A 17,583-nucleotide genomic window follows, 5' to 3' on the forward strand; every position below is an offset into this window, starting at 1 on the left:
TCTAAAAAAATTTTATTTATGTTTGTTCTTTCTGTACCCCCTGCCTCGAGGCGCGTCTTTCTTGGTGGGTGGTGGTGGGGGGGGGGGGGGGGGGCGCCCCCCCCCCCCCCCCCCCCCCCCCCCCCACCTCCCAAAAGCCCATTCTCCAAGTAAACTGTCATTCCGAGCAAAGCGAGGAATCTCAAACATTAACCTGATAATTAAATTTGTAGAAACAACTTGAAACTAAATAAATTAAAAATCAATAAGATGGCAAAACAAAAAAAATTCATTACATGTGACGGTAATTACGCTGCGGCGTACATGAGTTACATGTTCAGCGAGGTAGCTTGTATCTACCCTATTACACCGTCTTCGACGATGGCCGAGTATGTAGACGAGTGGGCCGCTTTTGGCCAGAAAAATATGTTTGGTCGCCCGGTACGTTTGGCCGAAATGCAAAGTGAGGCCGGTGCAGCCGGTGCTGTTCACGGAGCATTGCAATCGGGTGCTTTAACATCAACCTACACAGCTTCTCAGGGACTGCTGCTAATGATCCCTAACATGTACAAAATTGCCGGCGAATTGCTGCCAACCGTATTCCACGTAAGTGCACGTGCACTGGCAGGTCACGCACTTTCGATCTTTGGTGACCACAGCGACGTTTATGCTGCACGCCAAACCGGATTTGCAATGATGGCAGCCGGATCGGTTCAGGAAGAAATGGACCTTGCAGGTGTTGCTCACCTTGCAACCATAAAATCAAGAATACCGTTCCTTGCCTTTTTCGATGGATTCCGTACATCGCACGAAATTCAAAAAATTGAAGCGCTTCAGATGGAAGACATGGTTCCACTGGTTGACCAGGGAGCTTTACAGGAATTCCGCGACAGAGCGTTAAATCCTGAAAATCCGGTAACCCGTGGTACGGCTCAAAACCCGGATATTTTCTTCCAGGCAAAAGAATCAGCCAATAAATTCTACGATGCTGTTCCGGATATCGTAGCCGATTATATGGATGAGATCAGTAAATTGACCGGTAGAACTTACCGTCCATTTACTTATTACGGTGCACCCGATGCAGAAAACGTGATCATTGCAATGGGATCGGTAACCGAAACCATAAAAGAAACCATCGATTATCTGGCTGCTCAAGGTAAAAAAGTTGGTTTGATCTCTGTTCACCTCTTCCGTCCTTTCTCGGCAAAACACTTTGTCGAAGCACTTCCTGAGTCAGTAAAACGTATTGCTGTACTCGACCGTGCAAAAGAACCGGGAGCTGCCGGCGAACCATTATACCTCGATATTCGCTCACATTTCTACGGAAAAGAAAACGCGCCTGAGATTGTTGGAGGACGCTACGGATTAGGTTCAAAAGACACTACCCCTTCACAAATAATGGCGGTTTACGAAAACCTGGAAATGAAAGAGCCTAAAAACGCTTTCACCATCGGTATTGTTGACGATGTTACTTTCACTTCGCTTCCGTTAAAAGAAGAAGTGGATATGACTCCTAAAGGAACTTACCAGGCTAAATTCTACGGTTTAGGTTCTGACGGTACTGTTGGTGCTAACAAAAACTCGATTAAAATTATCGGTTCGGCAACCGACAAATCGTGCCAGGGATACTTCCAGTACGACTCGAAAAAATCGGGTGGTTTTACCTGTTCTCACCTGCGTTTTGGTGATAAACCAATTCGCTCGACTTACCTTGTAACCACTCCCGACTTTGTTGCTTGCCACGTTCCTGCATATCTGCATTTATACGATGTATTGAAAGGCCTGAAAAAAGGCGGTTCCTTCCTCTTAAACTCGATCTGGGACGAGGAAGAAACCAAAAATCAGTTGCCTGATAAGATGAAGAAATACATGGCGGACAACGACATTAATTTCTACATCATCAACGGTACTAAACTGGGTGAAGAAATTGGTTTGGGAACACGTACCAATACAATTATGCAGTCGGCATTCTTCAAAATTACCGGCGTAATTCCTTATGATATGGCTGTTGAGCAAATGAAATCGGCCATCGTAAAATCGTACGGGAAAAAAGGTGAGCACATTGTAAACATGAACTTTGCCGCTGTTGAAGCCGGTGGAACGAATGTTACCAAAGTGGAAGTGCCAAAAGAATGGAAAAAGATTGCGCTGAAAGATCAAAATGGTCAGAGTGATCGTCCGGAATACATAGCTAAAGTTGTTGATGTTATTAACGCACAACAAGGTGACGACCTCCCTGTTTCAACTTTTGTTGGTTCTGAAGATGGTCAGTTCCCACTTGGAACAGCAGCCTACGAAAAACGTGGTATTGCGGTTAACGTTCCTGAATGGCAGGCCGACAATTGTATACAGTGTAACCAATGTGCTTACGTTTGTCCTCACGCCGCTATTCGTCCGTTCCTGTTGACTGAGGAAGAAGTTGAAGCTGCACCTGCAGGTACAGAAGTAAGGACGGCTACTCCTTCGAAAATGTTCGGTGGCTTGAGTTTCCGTATCCAGGTTTCACCACTCGACTGTACAGGTTGTGGTAATTGTGCCGATATATGTCCTTCAAAAGAGAAATCGTTGATCATGAAGCCGCTTGGATCGCAGCAGGCTGAAGTTGAACGCTGGGACTACATGGACAAAAAAGTTAGCATTAAAGAAAAAGTGGTTGATAAAACCAAATCGGTTAAAAACTCGCAGTTCGCTCAACCATTGTTCGAGTTCTCGGGAGCTTGTGCAGGTTGTGGTGAAACTCCATATATTAAATTGATTACTCAGCTTTACGGCGAGCGCATGATGGTGGCCAATGCTACCGGATGCTCTTCAATCTACGGTGGTTCAGCTCCATCAACTCCATACTGTAAACACAAAGAATCGGGACACGGTCCGGCCTGGGCTAACTCCTTGTTTGAAGATAATGCCGAATATGGTTTTGGTTTTGCTGAAGGTGTTTCTGCTCAGCGCAACCGTATCGAAGACATTATGCAAACTGCCCTTTCTAACGGTGCTTCTGATGCCGAGAAAGAAGTATTTGCCGAGTGGATCGCAGGTAAAGACAATGCTGAAGCTTCAGTTGTAGCCTCAAATAAAGTTCTTAAGGCTATCGAGAAAAGTAGTAGTGATTACGCCAAAGAGATCAAGAAACTGAAACAATATCTGATCAAAAAATCGATTTGGGTATTTGGTGGCGATGGTTGGGCATACGACATAGGTTATGGTGGTCTAGACCACGTAATGGCCAGTGGCGAAGATGTGAACGTACTTGTTATGGATACCGAGGTGTATTCGAACACCGGTGGTCAGTCGTCGAAAGCGACTCCTGTTGGAGCAGTAGCAAAATTTGCTGCCTCAGGTAAAAAGATCCGTAAAAAAGACCTAGGTGCTATGATGATGAGCTACGGTTATGTTTACGTTGCACAGGTTGCAATGGGCGCTAACCAGTCGCAATATTTCAAAGCGCTGAAAGAAGCCGAAGCTTATCCGGGTCCATCACTGATCATTGCATATTCGCCATGTATTAACCATGGTCTGCGTGCAAGCATGGGAGCTTCTCAGGCTGAAGAGAAAAAAGCTGTTGAATCAGGATACTGGTCATTGTTCCGCTACAATCCGCTGTTGGAAGAAGAAGGAAAAAATCCTTTCCAACTGGATTCAAAAGTTCCGGATTGGAGCAAATTCCAGGAATTCCTTAACGGCGAAGTGCGTTATACTTCACTCAAAAAATCATTCCCGGCAGAAGCTGACGAATTATTTGCTGCAGCCGAAGACAACGCAAAATGGCGTTACCAGTCGTATGTACGTATGGCAGCTATGGATTATTCTAAAGCTGAAGAAGAGTCTGCTGAATAAAAAAAGACCTTACCATAAATTTAAAAGTCGCTTCGGGATTTTCCGAAGCGGCTTTTTTTATGCTTAACCAGTCGCTATAGACCGATGAAACGAATATCAATAGAAAAAGCTCTATCATCATTTAAATAATCAAAGGCAAAAACCCTTCTAGTAAATTAAAACGGCTTTAAAAACAAAGGATCCGATCCGTATTTGTTAAAAATACTCGGATCGGATCCTTTTTTTAAACTGCGAATGAAAATCGCAGATCCACTATTTTAGAGTTACATCGAGGTAAACCGAATGACGTCCGTAAGTATCATAAAAAGGTTTATAAACAACACCGTCGATCATAAATTCCAGTTTTTCAGGATCGCCAGAAATGGATTTACCAATATCTTCTGCATCCAAGGTCACTTTGCGCCACTCTTTTCGAGGTCCCTCCTCCTGGGCAGCCAGTAAAACAGGCCCGTAAAATAAACTTGCAATATTTTGCTGGTCCATTACCGGTTCTAAATAAAAGTGAAATGGCATGCGCAACTCTACAGTATCACCATCTTTCCATTTACGACTGACGGTAAGGTAAGTTCCGGGAACTGCTTCCACATTTTCTCTTTTGCCGTTAATGATTACAAAAAATCCTTCGGTTGCCCAATGTGGCACACGCACATTCAAATCAAATTTTCCACTTCCGCTAATGGTTAATGTTGTATGGTCTTCTTTCGGATAGGCTGTTGTTTGCGTAAGAGTAATATCTCTATCCGTCCATTTTAAGGTTGAAGGCACAAAAAGGTTCACATACAAAGCTTTGTTATCTGCACTTCTAAAATAGATGGTGTTTTGAAGTTTTGTATTGCTTTCGAGTGCTGTACCGTTACAACAGGTAAAACCGTCCATATGCGCATTACTGAACTGTTTAATCGAACCGGCTCTTAAAGGCACGTGGTAAGTATTAGCAGGACTGTCTTCCGCAACCGACGCCAGAATATGATTATAAAGCCCTCGTTCGTAATAGTCCATCAATTCAGTATGCTGATTATACAGAAACAGATTTCGGCTTAATTTAAGCATGTTATAAGTGGCACAGGTTTCATTCTGCCCGCCAACCGAAAAACCGTTTTCGTAAAGCGTTGCCGGTTGAGCAGTGAAACATTCGGCATTGGCAGGATTTCGTGCTCCGGCAACACCACCAATACTGTACATATAATCGCCCGTAGCTTTGTTCCAAAAATTATCGGCTATATTAAAATATTTAGGATCATCCGAATCACGATAAATCTCGAGTGCTCCCATAATTTGCGGGATGTGCTGGTTGGCATGTAATCCACGGAACATATCCACGTTCTTCGCAAGTCCGTGCGTGTGTTCAGCATCGCCAAAAAACACCCTGATGTTATCGAATAATTTAGCCGTTTCAAGGTAACTCTCGTTATTAGTCAGGCGGCTCAATCTTGCCAGTGCTTCGTTCATTCCGCCAAATTCACCGGCAATGTAGGTGTTCCATATACTAATAAGCGTTTCGGTTGGAACCACGCTTAAACGTGCATGTACCCAATCTCCCATACCTTCAACAATTTTCAACGCTTTTTCATTTCCGCTCACATCATAAACATCCATCAAACCTGCAAGTATCTTGTGCAAGGTATAGTATGGAGCCCAAACCTTATCGTTATCTGTTCCGTATTTTGCGCCATGTTCCAGCATAATAAACTGATCCGGCGGATAGGCACTGATAAATCCTAAGCCCCAGTTCCAGTAGTCGGTTCGGATACCATCTTCGCTCAAATCTGAGTTATAATCATCTTTTCCCGGTCCCGGAGGGACTGCCAAAGGATCGGAAACGAACTCAGCACCTTCGGTTTTTGGCTGCCCCGACAATTGCGATAATTCATACAGCGTATTCACCATATAATCCATTTTCTCGGCAAGCTGAGTCTGTATCGCCGGATCGTAAGCCGCACTCGAATAGGCTTGGGCCAGAGCACTAAGGTAATGTCCTGTTGCGTGGCCGCGTAACTTTGTTTGCTGGCTGTCCCATACGCCAAGAGGTTCTGCGCCCTTAGGTTGTTGCTGTCCGAAGGCATTACGGAACATATAAAGGAAATTATCGGGATTTGTTTGCAGTAAACCATCCACAAACTTATCGCGGTTCTCTACAAATTTTGTTTCGTGATGATGAAGATCTTCGGTTAACTGTACATCAGCCAAATCAAAAGCCTCCAAAGCACGCTGAGGTGCAGCGTGTGCATGCGCTTTATCATCAAATACTGTAACAATAGCTTTAGGTTGAATATCGGTTCCGGCAACTTTTCCGCTTATGGTATATTTCCCCGGACTTTGAACCGAGCTGTTGTCTTCCGGTGCCGGCCAAAGCACGCGCACATCCGGTCCCTGAAAATTGTTGCTGTAAATGCCTTTTACAAAGCGTGGCAGGCGGGGAAGATAACCCACTTCGGTTTCCACCTCAATATCAGGAACTGAGGTTAACCAGGCATTGTACAACTGTGGTGTTGATTCCGGGAACTTTGGAAGATCCGGATCCGGTCTGTTTCGCATAATTTCTTCTGCTTCTTCCTTGTGCAAAGCACTAAAGTTAATCCACCTGATTTGTCTTCTGTTCAAAGGAATTCGGTAAATTCTGAAATCGTGGAGTTTTGCATCCAGGGAGGCATTTTTCGAAGCCAATGATTTTCCGATAATAAATTGATCATCTTTCCCTTTACGGCTTTCGAACAGCTCTTCCAACTCCACCTCCACATCTTTTACCTCGCTCACCTTTTCTCCGTTAAGATAAGTAGAAAAGGTTTTCGACGGTACATTAATAACCACAACTATATGGTTCCATTCATTTAAAGCTGCCGCCGCCGAACTTGCTTCATAAGTAGCGGTATTGGTGATTACCTTTGCAAGAAAACCGTCTTTATCTGCAGGAGTTGCATAAAAACTCGATTTACCGTTTTTTCCAAAATCGAAAAGTGGAGCACCACCTTCTGCCGAACGCAGAAAAACCCAGGCCGAAATACTTAGCGACTCCTCCCCTGCCAGCATTTCTCCTGGAATGGTAATAAATGCTTTACCATCGCCGGGTAATGAAAGTACCTTGTCGAAAGTTTCATCTTCAACAAAGCTAAAATCCGACCCCTGAATACTTCCATGCAAATTATTCCTCGACCAGTCTTTTGCATTCTCCTCGAGGGTATAACGGGCTATTAATCCGGTTTCCCCAATTCCGTCCAGCATCTGATCACCGCTTTGTGCAAATACAGCGTTTGTACCCCAGGTACAAATACCAAGTATAAATGCAACGATCGGCTTAAACATTTTCATAATAATCAGTTTTAGTTTATAAACTTCATTTAAGGTAGAAAGATGTGTCATTTTCTAAAGTCAAAATTAGGTAACATATTGTCAATGTTGCATACAAAGCTGTTCACAATACTTGACTGTATGTTCAAATCGGTATTATAATACGTTTATTCGCGATAGTTGAAAAAAAAATTTTCAGTTTTTTGCGTATTTCATAAAACGTGAAGAAATACAGTGAAAGGTTAATATGGCTATCTAACTTTTCGAATTGTATTTACCGGCGCAAACTTTCGAAATGTTTATTTAATGCACCCACAAAAAATGAAGCTATTTGTTTAAATGAATATGGAGTTGTGAGCAGGATAAAGTCAAAAGCCGCTGCTTCAAGGGAGTGGCGGCTTTTGCTGATTACCAGGGTTAGTGACAACTTATCTAAACAAACAGAACTTAAAAAGTTATTTTTCCTGTACCTTGCAAATCCCAGGTCATGGTACTAAAATCTATCACTCCATAAATGTCAAGATACCCGGTAGCACCTTCAAACCTTCCGGTACACATTCCTTCAATAATGTCATAGAGGTAGTGAGTTCCATCTTCATCTACCCATGGAGGTGTGGTCACCATGGTATAAATCTTATCGCCATTCGCGGCAGTGATTTCCCCCATAATAGGAGAGACCGGATTCAGATTCGCATCAACACAAACAGAATTATAAACGGTATGCTTTCCAAGAAATGTAGCATTTCCTTCACCGTTAATAACCAGTTGAAATCCTTCCGTAGAACAGGCTTCCGGATTCACAACAATTTCCATTACACCGGTTGCTTTCTGAAACTTAATTGTCCGTTCAATCATTTTGCCTGATTTCAAATCCATTTCAGACTCATTTTCAAAAGGGGCATCACAGGCAAACACCCCAAAAAGCACAACAAGAAAAATGCATAGGTTTTTCATAACATTGATTTTTGGTGAATAAATATGTGCCTGGAATCCACAACTCGACCGGGTTGAAAAGAATAATTAATTTACGAGATTATTCCATGAAAGTTACTTGCTTAGCGGCAATTAAACGCCGCCAAACCGGAGAGATTACATCCTAAAAACGTATTTAAACTAAAACGCAATTTGTTCGCTTAACTGCCGAGTATTTTGTTTTGGAATTTCATTTTGAAAGTCACATACACTAAGTATTAATTCCGTAACCGGCACTTTCAAAAACTTTTTCTGTATGTTTTTTGAAGTGATCAAGAATGGCCTGCCAGCCCTTACGTTGCTCCTCGGCAGGATGTATGTTTTCGGATTCAAAGATTTCTGAAACCCGGGTTTCGTCTCCTTCTTGCACAAATTCAACGCTTACCATGCGTTCGTCGGCAATACGGTAAACAATGCTCTGAAATTCCTCTACAACCAGGTAACGACCTTTGAAGTTAAATCCCACACTACCATCGCGTGCTTCCATGCGGTAATTGAATTTACCACCGGGCCGCAGATCGTTATCCACTTCCGGACATTTCCAATCGACAGATGCAAAATTCCATTGAGTAATATGCTGTGGTTCGGTAAAACATTCCCAGGCTTTTTCTACAGGCACTTTTAAAGTAGTTTCCACCTTTATCTTTTCTCTGGTTTCCATAACCTATTGGGTATTAATACATGAATACCGGTGGCATTCAATAAACTAAACTAATATTCTTCGGGGTTTGGTTTTGGAAAATGAATACAACCTGCTGTACGTTGAACGCGGAGTTTGATAAAAGTGTACCCGGCTTTAAATTCGATTTAAAGTTAATGTCTTTTCAAAAGGAAAACAAGAACTCGGACAAAATTGTCTGTTTCTTAATATCAACCATTTCAAACTACTGATGAAATGCTTATTCAATGCTGAATTTTACAAAACCATTTCGTTGTTATTCACTTTCGTTTTATTGAAAATTTTACTCGTATTCAGATCAATTTTTGGATTAACATTGATTTAACCCGCAATAAATTTATACTTATTCAAAATAATACACCTATGTACCTATATTACTGATACTTACAAACCTTAGCATTAATCTCCAACCGCATTTTTTATCAATTATTTCATTTTCGTTAACGTTAACGGAACATTTTTAAAACCTATATTTGCCTCCTCAAAAAAAGAAATCAATCAACAACTCTGACTATCAGAGGCAACAAGAAAAATTTTGGAATAATGATGAAATTAAATCGTGCGAATGTAACTGAAACAGTTAAGTACCCGACGCGAATACTTCAATTTGGTGAAGGAAACTTTTTACGCGCTTTTACCGACTGGATCGTAAATAAAATGAATAAGGAAATCGATTTTAATGCAGGAATCGATGTGGTTCAGCCGTTGCCAAACGGGATGGTAAATATGCTAAACGATCAGGACGGGCTATATCACGTTTATTTAAAAGGAATAAAAGAAGGCAAGCCGGTGACCGAGTTCACTCTTGTTGATTGCGTAAACAACGGAATTAATCCTTACACTGAATTTGAATCGTACAAAAAAAGCATCCTTAATCCGGACCTGCGTTTTGTGTTTTCGAATACTACTGAAGCCGGAATCAGTTGGCAGGATGGCGAAACGCTGGATATGCAGCCTCAGAATTCTTTTCCCGCTAAAGTGGCGGCTTTATTGTACATGCGCTTCAAAGAATTTAACGGCGATAAATCGAAAGGACTGATATTTTTTGCCTGCGAACTGATTGACAGAAACGGCGATATCCTCAAGAAATTTGTACTTCAGCATGCCGAAAAATGGGGACTCGAACAAGAGTTTATTGACTGGGTAAATGAAGCCAACTGTTTTTGCAGTACACTGGTCGACCGCATTGTTCCTGGCTTCCCAAGAGACGAGATAAAAAATATTCAACAGGAATTAGGTTACGAGGACAACCTGGTTGTTGTTGGCGAATATTTTCACCTCTGGGTTATTGAAGCACCGGATTGGATAAAAGATGAATTCCCGGCTGAAAAAGCAGGTCTTGAAGTGAAGTTCGTAAAAGACATGAAACGTTTCCGCGAGCAAAAAGTACAGGTATTGAACGGTTGTCATACCGGAAGCTACGCCGTTTCGTACTTAAGCGGTATCGATACCGTGCGCGATGCCTACGAAAACCTGGAAGTAGGTAATTTTATGAAAGAACTGGTTTACGACGAAGTACTGCCTGTTCTTGACGGCACTGAAAAAGAGCTGAAGAAATTCGCAAATAAAATCCTGGAACGTTTTGCCAATCCATTCATACGCCACCAGTGGCAAAGTATTGCACTCAACGCCATGTCGAAATGGGAAACACGCAATCTGCCATCGTTGATCAATTTTGAAGCGAAACATGGCATGTTACCGCAAAAACTCGTATTCTCGCTGGCAGCCATGATTGCCTATTTTAAAGGAGAAGCTAACGGAGAAGCCTACAATGTTCAGGACGATGAGTGGATCGTTGATTTCTACAAAGAAGCCTGGGCACAATGCGACGGACGTCCGATTTCGATCTACCAGTTATGCGAAAAAGTACTGAGCCTCGATAAAGTATGGAAGCAAAATTTGAACGAAATTCCAAACCTTACGATAACAGTAAGCCACTACTTGTTTCTGATCACGCAGATAGGAATGAAAAAAGCGGTAAAAGCGGTACTCGACGAAAACAACCCGTTGATGCAGATCACCATCGACAAAATGAGCAAAAACGAAGAAACAGTTACAGCATAAAACAGTAATGGCAAATTTCATTAAAATAAATCCTGCCGACAATGTAATTATCTCCTTGAAGAACTTTTCCGAAGGTGAAACAATTCAAGTGAATGAGCAGGAACTGAATCTGAAAAGCGATGTTCCGAGAGGCCATAAAATTGCACTGAACGCGATTTCCGAAAACGAGGATATTATTAAGTACGGGGCACCCATTGGACACGCACTGCAAAATATCGAAGCCGGTGAACACATTCATGTTCAGAACCTGAAGACAAACCTGTCGGGAACAATCAACTATTCGTTCGATCAAAACCTAAATGAATTGAGCATTGAGAGAAGCAACCGTACTTTTCAAGGTTATAAGCGCAGCAACGGAAAAGTTGGTATCCGCAACGAACTTTGGATCGTTCCAACAGTGGGCTGTGTAAATGGTCAGGCGCAACAGATTGTCGATATGTTCAAGCAGGAAGTTAATCCGGTTGATATCGACAGTGTGGATGTATTTAAACACAGTTACGGTTGTTCGCAATTGGGCGACGACCATGTGAACACGCAGAAAGCTTTGGCCGACGTGATTAATCACCCCAATGCAGGTGGCGTTTTCGTGCTCGGATTGGGATGTGAAAACAACCAGATCGATCATCTGAAAAAATTTATTGGCGATTACGACGAAAGCCGGGTGCGCTTTTTAGCTGCTCAGGATGTGGACGATGAGATTGAAGCTGGTCTGGAAATCATGAAGGAGATTTATGAGGTAATGCACAACGACAAGCGTGAAGATGTTCCGATATCCGAACTCAGCATCGGACTAAAATGCGGTGCTTCTGATGGTTTATCGGGAATTACGGCCAATCCGCTGGTGGGTGCCTTTTCCGATTTTCTGGTGGCACAAGGCGGGGCTACCATTCTTACCGAAGTTCCGGAAATGTTTGGTGCCGAAACCTTGTTAATGGAGCGCGCCCAAAACAAAGAAGTGTTTGATAAAACGGTTAGCCTGATCAACGATTTTAAGGATTACTACCTGCAGCACGATCTGCCGGTGTATGAAAATCCATCGCCGGGAAATAAAAAAGGAGGAATAACCACGCTCGAAGATAAATCTTTGGGATGTACCCAGAAAGGTGGAACTGCCACTGTAATGGATGTGTTGAAATATGCCGAGCCGATCAAAACAAAAGGCTTGAACCTGCTGTCGGCACCGGGCAACGACCTGGTAGCCTCATCGGCACTTGGGTTTAGCGGTTGCCAAATGGTACTTTTTACCACTGGACGCGGAACACCGTTTGGCAGTTTTGTACCTACCATGAAAATCTCGACCAATTCGGACCTGTACAACCGTAAGAAAAACTGGATTGACTATAATGCAGGTCAGTTGCTTGAAGGTAAATCCATGGAAGAAGTACTGGAAGAATTTGTTGACTTTTTGATTGAGGTCGCCAGCGGCAAACAGTTAAATCACGAAAAAACAGGATTTAAAGAAATAGCGATATTTAAAACCGGGGTTACGCTCTAAATTTATTAATGAAAATCAATCAATTCGACACGATATATGTACGAGCACGAAGGGCAGCATCATTTATTTGATCTGCCCTTTCTAATTTTTTTCTCTTTCGACTGAACTCTGATCACTCCTGCTTCTTCGCCTCGTCCCAGAATTTATCCATTTCCTCCAGGCTCATATCGTGCAGACTTTTGCCTTTAAGCATGGTCTGACTTTCGAGGTAATTAAAACGCTTGATAAACTTCAGGTTGGTGCGTTCGAGCGCGGCTTCGGGATCGATGCCATATAAACGCGCAGCATTTACAACAGCAAAAAGCAGATCACCAAATTCGGCTTCCATTTTGTCGTTATCGGCCTTATCAATTTCGTGGCTTAGCTCGTCGACTTCTTCTTTTACTTTGTCCCAAACCTGTTCTTTGTATTCCCAGTCGAACCCAACGCCACGCACTTTTTCCTGAATACGGTTGGCTTTCACCAGCGCGGGCATAGCTGCCGGAACACCTTCCAGTACTCTCTTGTTACCACCTTTTTCTTTAAGTTTTAGAGCTTCCCAGTTTTCGGCAACTTTTTCGGCAGAACCATCAACATCTACATCCCCAAAAATGTGCGGATGACGATAGATCAGCTTTTTATTGATACTTTCGAGTACATCGGCAATATCAAAAGCTTCTTTTTCAGCACTAATCTTGGCATAAAAGACGATGTGAAGCATCAGGTCGCCCAACTCTTTTTTTATTTCCTGAAGATCGCTTTTCAAAATGGCATCTCCCAATTCGTAAGTTTCCTCAATGGTAAGCTTTCGCAGCGATTCCAGCGTTTGTTTTTTATCCCACGGACATTTCTCACGCAGCTCATCCATAATGTCCAGCAGCTCTTTAAAAGCCTCCAATCTTTTATCCATAAAATGATCAACTTTAAAAATTTTCAGAAAAAACTGAACCTTTTATTTTTCGCGTGTATCTAGGCAAAATAAGAACATCATGCGAAAATAATTCAGCCCGTATGTTCGTTTTCGATAGGTAAAGATGGAAATTTTTAGTCGTAAAAAATATTTTTTGTTCACTTTAGTGGTAGTGGTTTTAATTGCCGGATTTGCATTAATGGCCGGCCCTAAAGAGAACGCAGGTGAGTTTAATACTGCCATTTTTAATGTTAGAAGATTAACATTGGCGCCGCTTCTGATTTTGAGTGCTTTTGCCTCGCTGGTTTTTATTATTTTTAAGAAGTCGTGATATTCAGGAAAAAACATAAAAAAAGTGTTAGCGATGAACAACTGATGGCATTGCTGACAAACGGCGACCAGCAGGCTTTTTCTGAATTGTATGAGCGCTACAAACAACGGCTTTTCTACTTTTTTTACCGTATGTTGGGCAGCAACAACGAACTGGCCAACGATTTTCTACAGGATCTTTTTCTGAAAATCATTCAAAAACCTGAACTGTACAAACCCGGCAACAAGTTTTCGGGCTGGATATTCTCGGTGGCACATAACATGTGTAAAAACGAATACCGCCGGCGCGAAGTACGCAAACACATTCAATCGGAAGAAAATCCCGATCAGTTTGAACTGACGAACTCGCATGAAAACATAATCGAAAAAGAAAACCTGATTGCAGAGGTGTTCAACGAACTGGAAATGCTGGATGAAAGCCAGCGCTCGATCCTGATTCTAAAATACAAGGAAAATTTTAGTTTAAAGGAGATCGCACAAATACTGGAACTGCCCGTTGGAACTATAAAATCGAGATTGCATTATGCACGGCTCGAATTGTCGAAAAGAATTACGAATAAAGAATCGCTAAAACAGGATAGTTATGAATAATCAATTTGTAGGTGAAGAGGAACTAAAGCGGATGTTTACCCACGATGCCCGTGGAATTGAACCCGATACTGCTGTTCAGGAGCGACTGGAATACGCTTTCCTGTTAAACCGCAGCTCGTATAAAACCACGCAGAATTCATTTCTTAGTCTGTTCAGTTCCTTGTTCTCGTGGTCGCATCTTCCGGCCAAAGTGGCTGTTGTAAGCCTGCTTTTAATGGTTTCGCTCATTAATTTTCAACCCAAAAGCCAGCAATTTATAATGCCCGGCAGCGACACTACGCTTAATAGTGTCCCTTTGCGTATTGATACTTCAGGGATGCTACCGTTTTTTGGCGACACCTGTGTGAATGTAAAATCCTGAAAACAACTATTGATATATAAAAAAAGGATTCCACCTTGCGAGATGGAATCCTTTTTTATTCCTGAATGTATTAATTACCCGACAAACTGTTCCAGGCGTTTCTTTAGTTCTTGCGATTTTTCTTTATCCCCCATTTGGGAAGCAATCATTACCAGGTTATTCAGGTAGTATAACTGATTGTTTTTATCATTTCTTATTCCCCGCTGCAACTCCGGCGGAATGGCTGAAAAATAGTTCAGCGATCTAACAATTTCATCTTCAAGGTAGGCAAACTGCTGCTGCGCCTCTTCCTGCATTCCGGCTTCCACCATTAGCTGTGTTTGTCGAAGACTGAATACGTCGTAAGGAATTTTTGCCAGCGGAAACACCTCGGAACTTTTAGCCAGTAGATCGGCTGCCATTTGTTTTTCACCATTTTGGAGCAGCAAGGCCGCAACTTCATTAAAAACATTTCTTCCGCGAAACAGGCTAACGTTCAGTACCGAATTCCAGTCAACATGTACAGCGGGATCGGCAAGGTTTCCAAACCGGTAATCGTTCATTAGCCGCGCGTACAGTTTTTCGGGTTCACAACGACCGATAGACAAAATATCGCTGCGTTGGCTCTTTTCCGTAACCAAACGATAGACAAAACCTTCGCATTCCAGGTTCCTGTCCAGTTTGTACTTTTGCGCCTCGGCTTTCGACACAAAACAAATCGGACGTTCGGAAGCGTTGGAAGAAATAATGTCCCACATAACCAACTCGTTTTTATACAGGAAGTTTTTGTCTTTTAACGAAACATCTATTTCCCCTGTGGTATCGTCGGTTTTCAGAGTAAACGACATTTCTTTGAGCGGAATAAAATTCACCTTCTGTCCTGAGTTTAAACGTACTTTTGCCTGGTCCTTTTCCATCTTCAGAAAATTCAAAGCTTCCTGCCACGAGGTATCGCGTTTCAGTCGATCGAGTACCGGTACAAAATCCAATTCTCCCCGATCGTATTTTTGTTGGGGCAGTGTCATCTTCAATCCGGCATCTTCGTATTTCTGTTTTCTCAGCCCATCGATAAACCAGTTTGCCGAAAGAAAAGGAGCGATAACAATACGTACATCAGTACGGAAGTTCTCTACCTCCTGGCAGTACAACAGCGGGTAAGTATCGTTATCACCACTGGAAACGAGTATCGCATTGGGCGGGCACGATTCAAGAATGTTCATAGCAAAATCGCGGGCTGCCGTTCTTCCTGAACGATCGTGATCATCGAAGTTCTGCCACAGCATAATTCCCGGCCCGATAAGTAACAACAAAATTAGTAGCGGCACCGTTAACATTTTGGCTTGTAGCAGTCGTTTCAACAGCTCGGACAATGCCCAAAATCCCATGCCCACCCAAATGGAAAAAGCCAGAAAAGCCACGACAAAAACATAGTCGCGTTCGCGCGGAGTTACGGGAATTTCGTTAATGTAAACCGTTAGTCCCAATCCGCCCATAATGAACAGCGCCAATACCACATAAAAGCCCGGTCGGTGCTTTTTAAAGTGAAACCAGGCACCGACCAATCCGATTAAAAGCGGGATAAAATAATAGGCGTTTCTCGACTCATTTTCAGATAACCAGTCGGGCAGATTTTCCTGCGGCCCAAGTCGGGCTTCATCGATAAAATTAATCCCCGACAACCAATTCCCTTCTACTACATCGCCCCTGCCCTGCCGGTCGTTCTGCCGTCCAGCAAAATTCCACATAAAATACCGACCAAACATGTAGGCAAACTGGTAGTTGACAAAAAACTTCAGGTTCTCGGAAAAAGTAGGTACCACCAGTGTTTCACGCTCGCCATTACCCTGCCTCACCGAAATCCTTTTCCCTTTAATATTCACCCAGTTGTTGTATGCTTTTACATGATTGTCATCCCGGCTGCTCATTCGAGGAAACCAGGTGCAGGTCCGGTCATCGTATTCGTAGCTTGGAGCTAAATCAATATCGCGGTATTTGCCTTCAAGAAAATCTTTCGATAAACGTTCGTTTGATCCGGTGATTGGCGAATTATAGTTTTGCCCGTATAACAAAGGCCGTTTCGGATATTGCTCGCGATTCAGGTAATCAATAAGCGAGTAGATGTTGCTCGGTCGGCCAAAATTAACCGGCGGATTCGCCGACGAACGAATGATATTCACAGCATAAACTGAAAAGCCGACCAGGACAAGTGCCACCGAAAGCGTAGCCAACTCGGCAACTTTTTTATTGTGTTTTCGAAAGTAACGGATCAAAAAAGTAAACAATGCCATAAAGAACACAACGCCGGCCAGTGTTCCCGAGTGTAAAGGCAAACCCAAACGGTTAACAAAAACGAAATCGAAGCGTGCCAGGGTTTGCATCACCAGCGGTGTTAGTACATACAAAATTGTTAACAGCGCCAATACTCCTATTCCAAAAAACAGAAGCATTCGCAGCGGGGAATACTTCTTCTTTTTTAAACCAACAATCATTACCACTGAAGGTAAAACCAGCAGGTTAAGCAAATGAACGCCGATTCCAAGCCCGGTAAGAAGTGCCAGGAACAGGATCCATTTTTCATTTCCCGGATCACCGTAACCTTCCTCCCATTTCAGTGCTGCCCAAAACGACACGATCATAAAAAACATGGAAAGAGCATACACTTCGCCTTCTACGGCCGAAAACCAAAACGAGTCGCTAACGGAAAAAGTTAAAGCCCCAAGCGCGCCGCTGCCAACAATCGCTAAAGTATTTGCCGAGAAGCGTTTTACAAGTTTTACGATAACATGGAACAAAAAGAAAATAGTAAGTGCACTAAATACACCTGAAGAGAAATTGATGGTCCAGGCAATTCTTTCGGGATTTCCGAATGAAAGCAGGGTAAACAGCCGGCCAATCAACATAAAAAGCGGTGCTCCCGCCGGATGATTTACTTCCAGTTTATTCGCCGAAAGAATAAACTCACTGCAATCCCAAAAACTGGTGGTGGGTTCGAGGGTAAGGATGTATAGTACAAGCGCAAAAAGAAAAATTCCGATTCCTGAATACCGGACTAAAAATTGCTTTTTCATGAAGATATATTTTGGGAACAATACACCCCAATTCAAAAAGGTTCAAATTCATTTTAA

The 17,583-nt window shown here is 42.7% G+C and carries 11 protein-coding genes; 6 read left to right on the top strand and 5 right to left on the bottom strand.

All coding sequences use genetic code 11. The annotated features are described in order from the left end of the window. The first annotated feature begins 249 nt into the window (after nucleotides 1-249). Entirely contained in the window at nucleotides 250-3,813 is a 3,564-nt protein-coding gene (gene nifJ, locus WFY05_RS20040; protein ID WP_340114712.1) for a pyruvate:ferredoxin (flavodoxin) oxidoreductase, read from the top strand. Between the two features lie 252 nt (nucleotides 3,814-4,065). Here nifJ and WFY05_RS20045 read toward each other — a convergent pair whose 3' ends face one another. From WFY05_RS20045 to WFY05_RS20055, 3 genes are all read right to left on the bottom strand, one after another. Next, nucleotides 4,066-7,119: a beta-L-arabinofuranosidase domain-containing protein gene (locus tag WFY05_RS20045; RefSeq protein WP_340114713.1), complete on the bottom strand. Its 3,054-nt coding sequence runs from the start codon at nucleotides 7,117-7,119 to the stop codon at nucleotides 4,066-4,068. A 426-nt stretch (nucleotides 7,120-7,545) separates the two neighbouring features. Then, a complete protein-coding gene (locus WFY05_RS20050) occupies nucleotides 7,546-8,052 on the bottom strand; it encodes a hypothetical protein (protein ID WP_340114714.1) in 507 nt (168 codons plus the stop codon). Nucleotides 8,053-8,281: 229 nt separating this feature from the next. Beyond that, nucleotides 8,282-8,731, bottom strand: a complete 450-nt coding sequence (locus tag WFY05_RS20055) for an SRPBCC domain-containing protein (RefSeq protein WP_340114715.1) — start codon at nucleotides 8,729-8,731, stop codon at nucleotides 8,282-8,284. Between the two features lie 561 nt (nucleotides 8,732-9,292). Between WFY05_RS20055 and WFY05_RS20060 the strand changes: the two genes are divergently transcribed. Together WFY05_RS20060 and WFY05_RS20065 are read left to right on the top strand one after the other, a co-directional pair. Then, complete coding sequence (locus WFY05_RS20060) at nucleotides 9,293-10,813, top strand: tagaturonate reductase (RefSeq protein ID WP_340114716.1); 1,521 nt, start codon at nucleotides 9,293-9,295, stop codon at nucleotides 10,811-10,813. A 7-nt stretch (nucleotides 10,814-10,820) separates the two neighbouring features. Beyond that, on the top strand, nucleotides 10,821-12,308 hold the full coding sequence (locus tag WFY05_RS20065) for a UxaA family hydrolase (protein ID WP_340114717.1): 1,488 nt from the start codon (nucleotides 10,821-10,823) through the stop codon (nucleotides 12,306-12,308). Nucleotides 12,309-12,420: 112 nt separating this feature from the next. Here the strand turns inward: WFY05_RS20065 and mazG are convergent, their stop codons facing one another. After that, nucleotides 12,421-13,197 (bottom strand): nucleoside triphosphate pyrophosphohydrolase, encoded by a 777-nt coding sequence (gene mazG / locus WFY05_RS20070; RefSeq protein WP_340114718.1) that lies wholly within the window; start codon nucleotides 13,195-13,197, stop codon nucleotides 12,421-12,423. Nucleotides 13,198-13,321: 124 nt separating this feature from the next. On the opposite strand from mazG, the gene WFY05_RS20075 reads away from it, so the two are divergent. The 3 genes from WFY05_RS20075 to WFY05_RS20085 are packed head-to-tail and all read left to right on the top strand — an operon-like array spanning nucleotide 13,322 to nucleotide 14,479. Continuing rightward, nucleotides 13,322-13,528, top strand: coding sequence for a DUF3098 domain-containing protein (locus tag WFY05_RS20075; RefSeq protein ID WP_340114719.1), 207 nt, complete (start codon nucleotides 13,322-13,324; stop codon nucleotides 13,526-13,528). Continuing rightward, a complete protein-coding gene (locus tag WFY05_RS20080; RefSeq protein ID WP_340114720.1) occupies nucleotides 13,525-14,118 on the top strand; it encodes an RNA polymerase sigma factor in 594 nt (197 codons plus the stop codon). Before WFY05_RS20075 ends, WFY05_RS20080 begins: the two co-directional genes overlap by 4 nt. Next, nucleotides 14,111-14,479 carry a hypothetical protein gene (locus WFY05_RS20085; RefSeq protein WP_340114721.1) on the top strand — a complete coding sequence of 123 codons (369 nt, stop codon included), beginning with the start codon at nucleotides 14,111-14,113 and terminating at the stop codon, nucleotides 14,477-14,479. The genes WFY05_RS20080 and WFY05_RS20085 overlap by 8 nt, the downstream gene beginning before the upstream one ends. 74 nt (nucleotides 14,480-14,553) lie before the next feature. Here WFY05_RS20085 and WFY05_RS20090 read toward each other — a convergent pair whose 3' ends face one another. After that, nucleotides 14,554-17,526, bottom strand: a complete 2,973-nt coding sequence (locus WFY05_RS20090; RefSeq protein ID WP_340114722.1) for a glycosyltransferase family 117 protein — start codon at nucleotides 17,524-17,526, stop codon at nucleotides 14,554-14,556. Nucleotides 17,527-17,583: the final 57 nt, after the last annotated feature.

Origin of the sequence: Maribellus mangrovi, assembly GCF_037646455.1 — a bacterium.
GTDB lineage: Bacteria > Bacteroidota > Bacteroidia > Bacteroidales > Prolixibacteraceae > Draconibacterium > Draconibacterium mangrovi_A.

Coding starts and splice junctions, on each gene's coding strand:
- WFY05_RS20055 (WP_340114715.1), bottom strand. CDS start 8,731: ATGGAAACCAGAGAAAAGATAAAGGTGGAAACTACTTTAAAAGTGCCT.
- WFY05_RS20045 (WP_340114713.1), bottom strand. CDS start 7,119: ATGAAAATGTTTAAGCCGATCGTTGCATTTATACTTGGTATTTGTACC.
- WFY05_RS20050 (WP_340114714.1), bottom strand. CDS start 8,052: ATGAAAAACCTATGCATTTTTCTTGTTGTGCTTTTTGGGGTGTTTGCC.
- nifJ (WP_340114712.1), top strand. CDS start 250: ATGGCAAAACAAAAAAAATTCATTACATGTGACGGTAATTACGCTGCG.
- WFY05_RS20075 (WP_340114719.1), top strand. CDS start 13,322: ATGGAAATTTTTAGTCGTAAAAAATATTTTTTGTTCACTTTAGTGGTA.
- WFY05_RS20085 (WP_340114721.1), top strand. CDS start 14,111: ATGAATAATCAATTTGTAGGTGAAGAGGAACTAAAGCGGATGTTTACC.
- WFY05_RS20060 (WP_340114716.1), top strand. CDS start 9,293: ATGATGAAATTAAATCGTGCGAATGTAACTGAAACAGTTAAGTACCCG.
- WFY05_RS20065 (WP_340114717.1), top strand. CDS start 10,821: ATGGCAAATTTCATTAAAATAAATCCTGCCGACAATGTAATTATCTCC.
- mazG (WP_340114718.1), bottom strand. CDS start 13,197: ATGGATAAAAGATTGGAGGCTTTTAAAGAGCTGCTGGACATTATGGAT.
- WFY05_RS20090 (WP_340114722.1), bottom strand. CDS start 17,526: ATGAAAAAGCAATTTTTAGTCCGGTATTCAGGAATCGGAATTTTTCTT.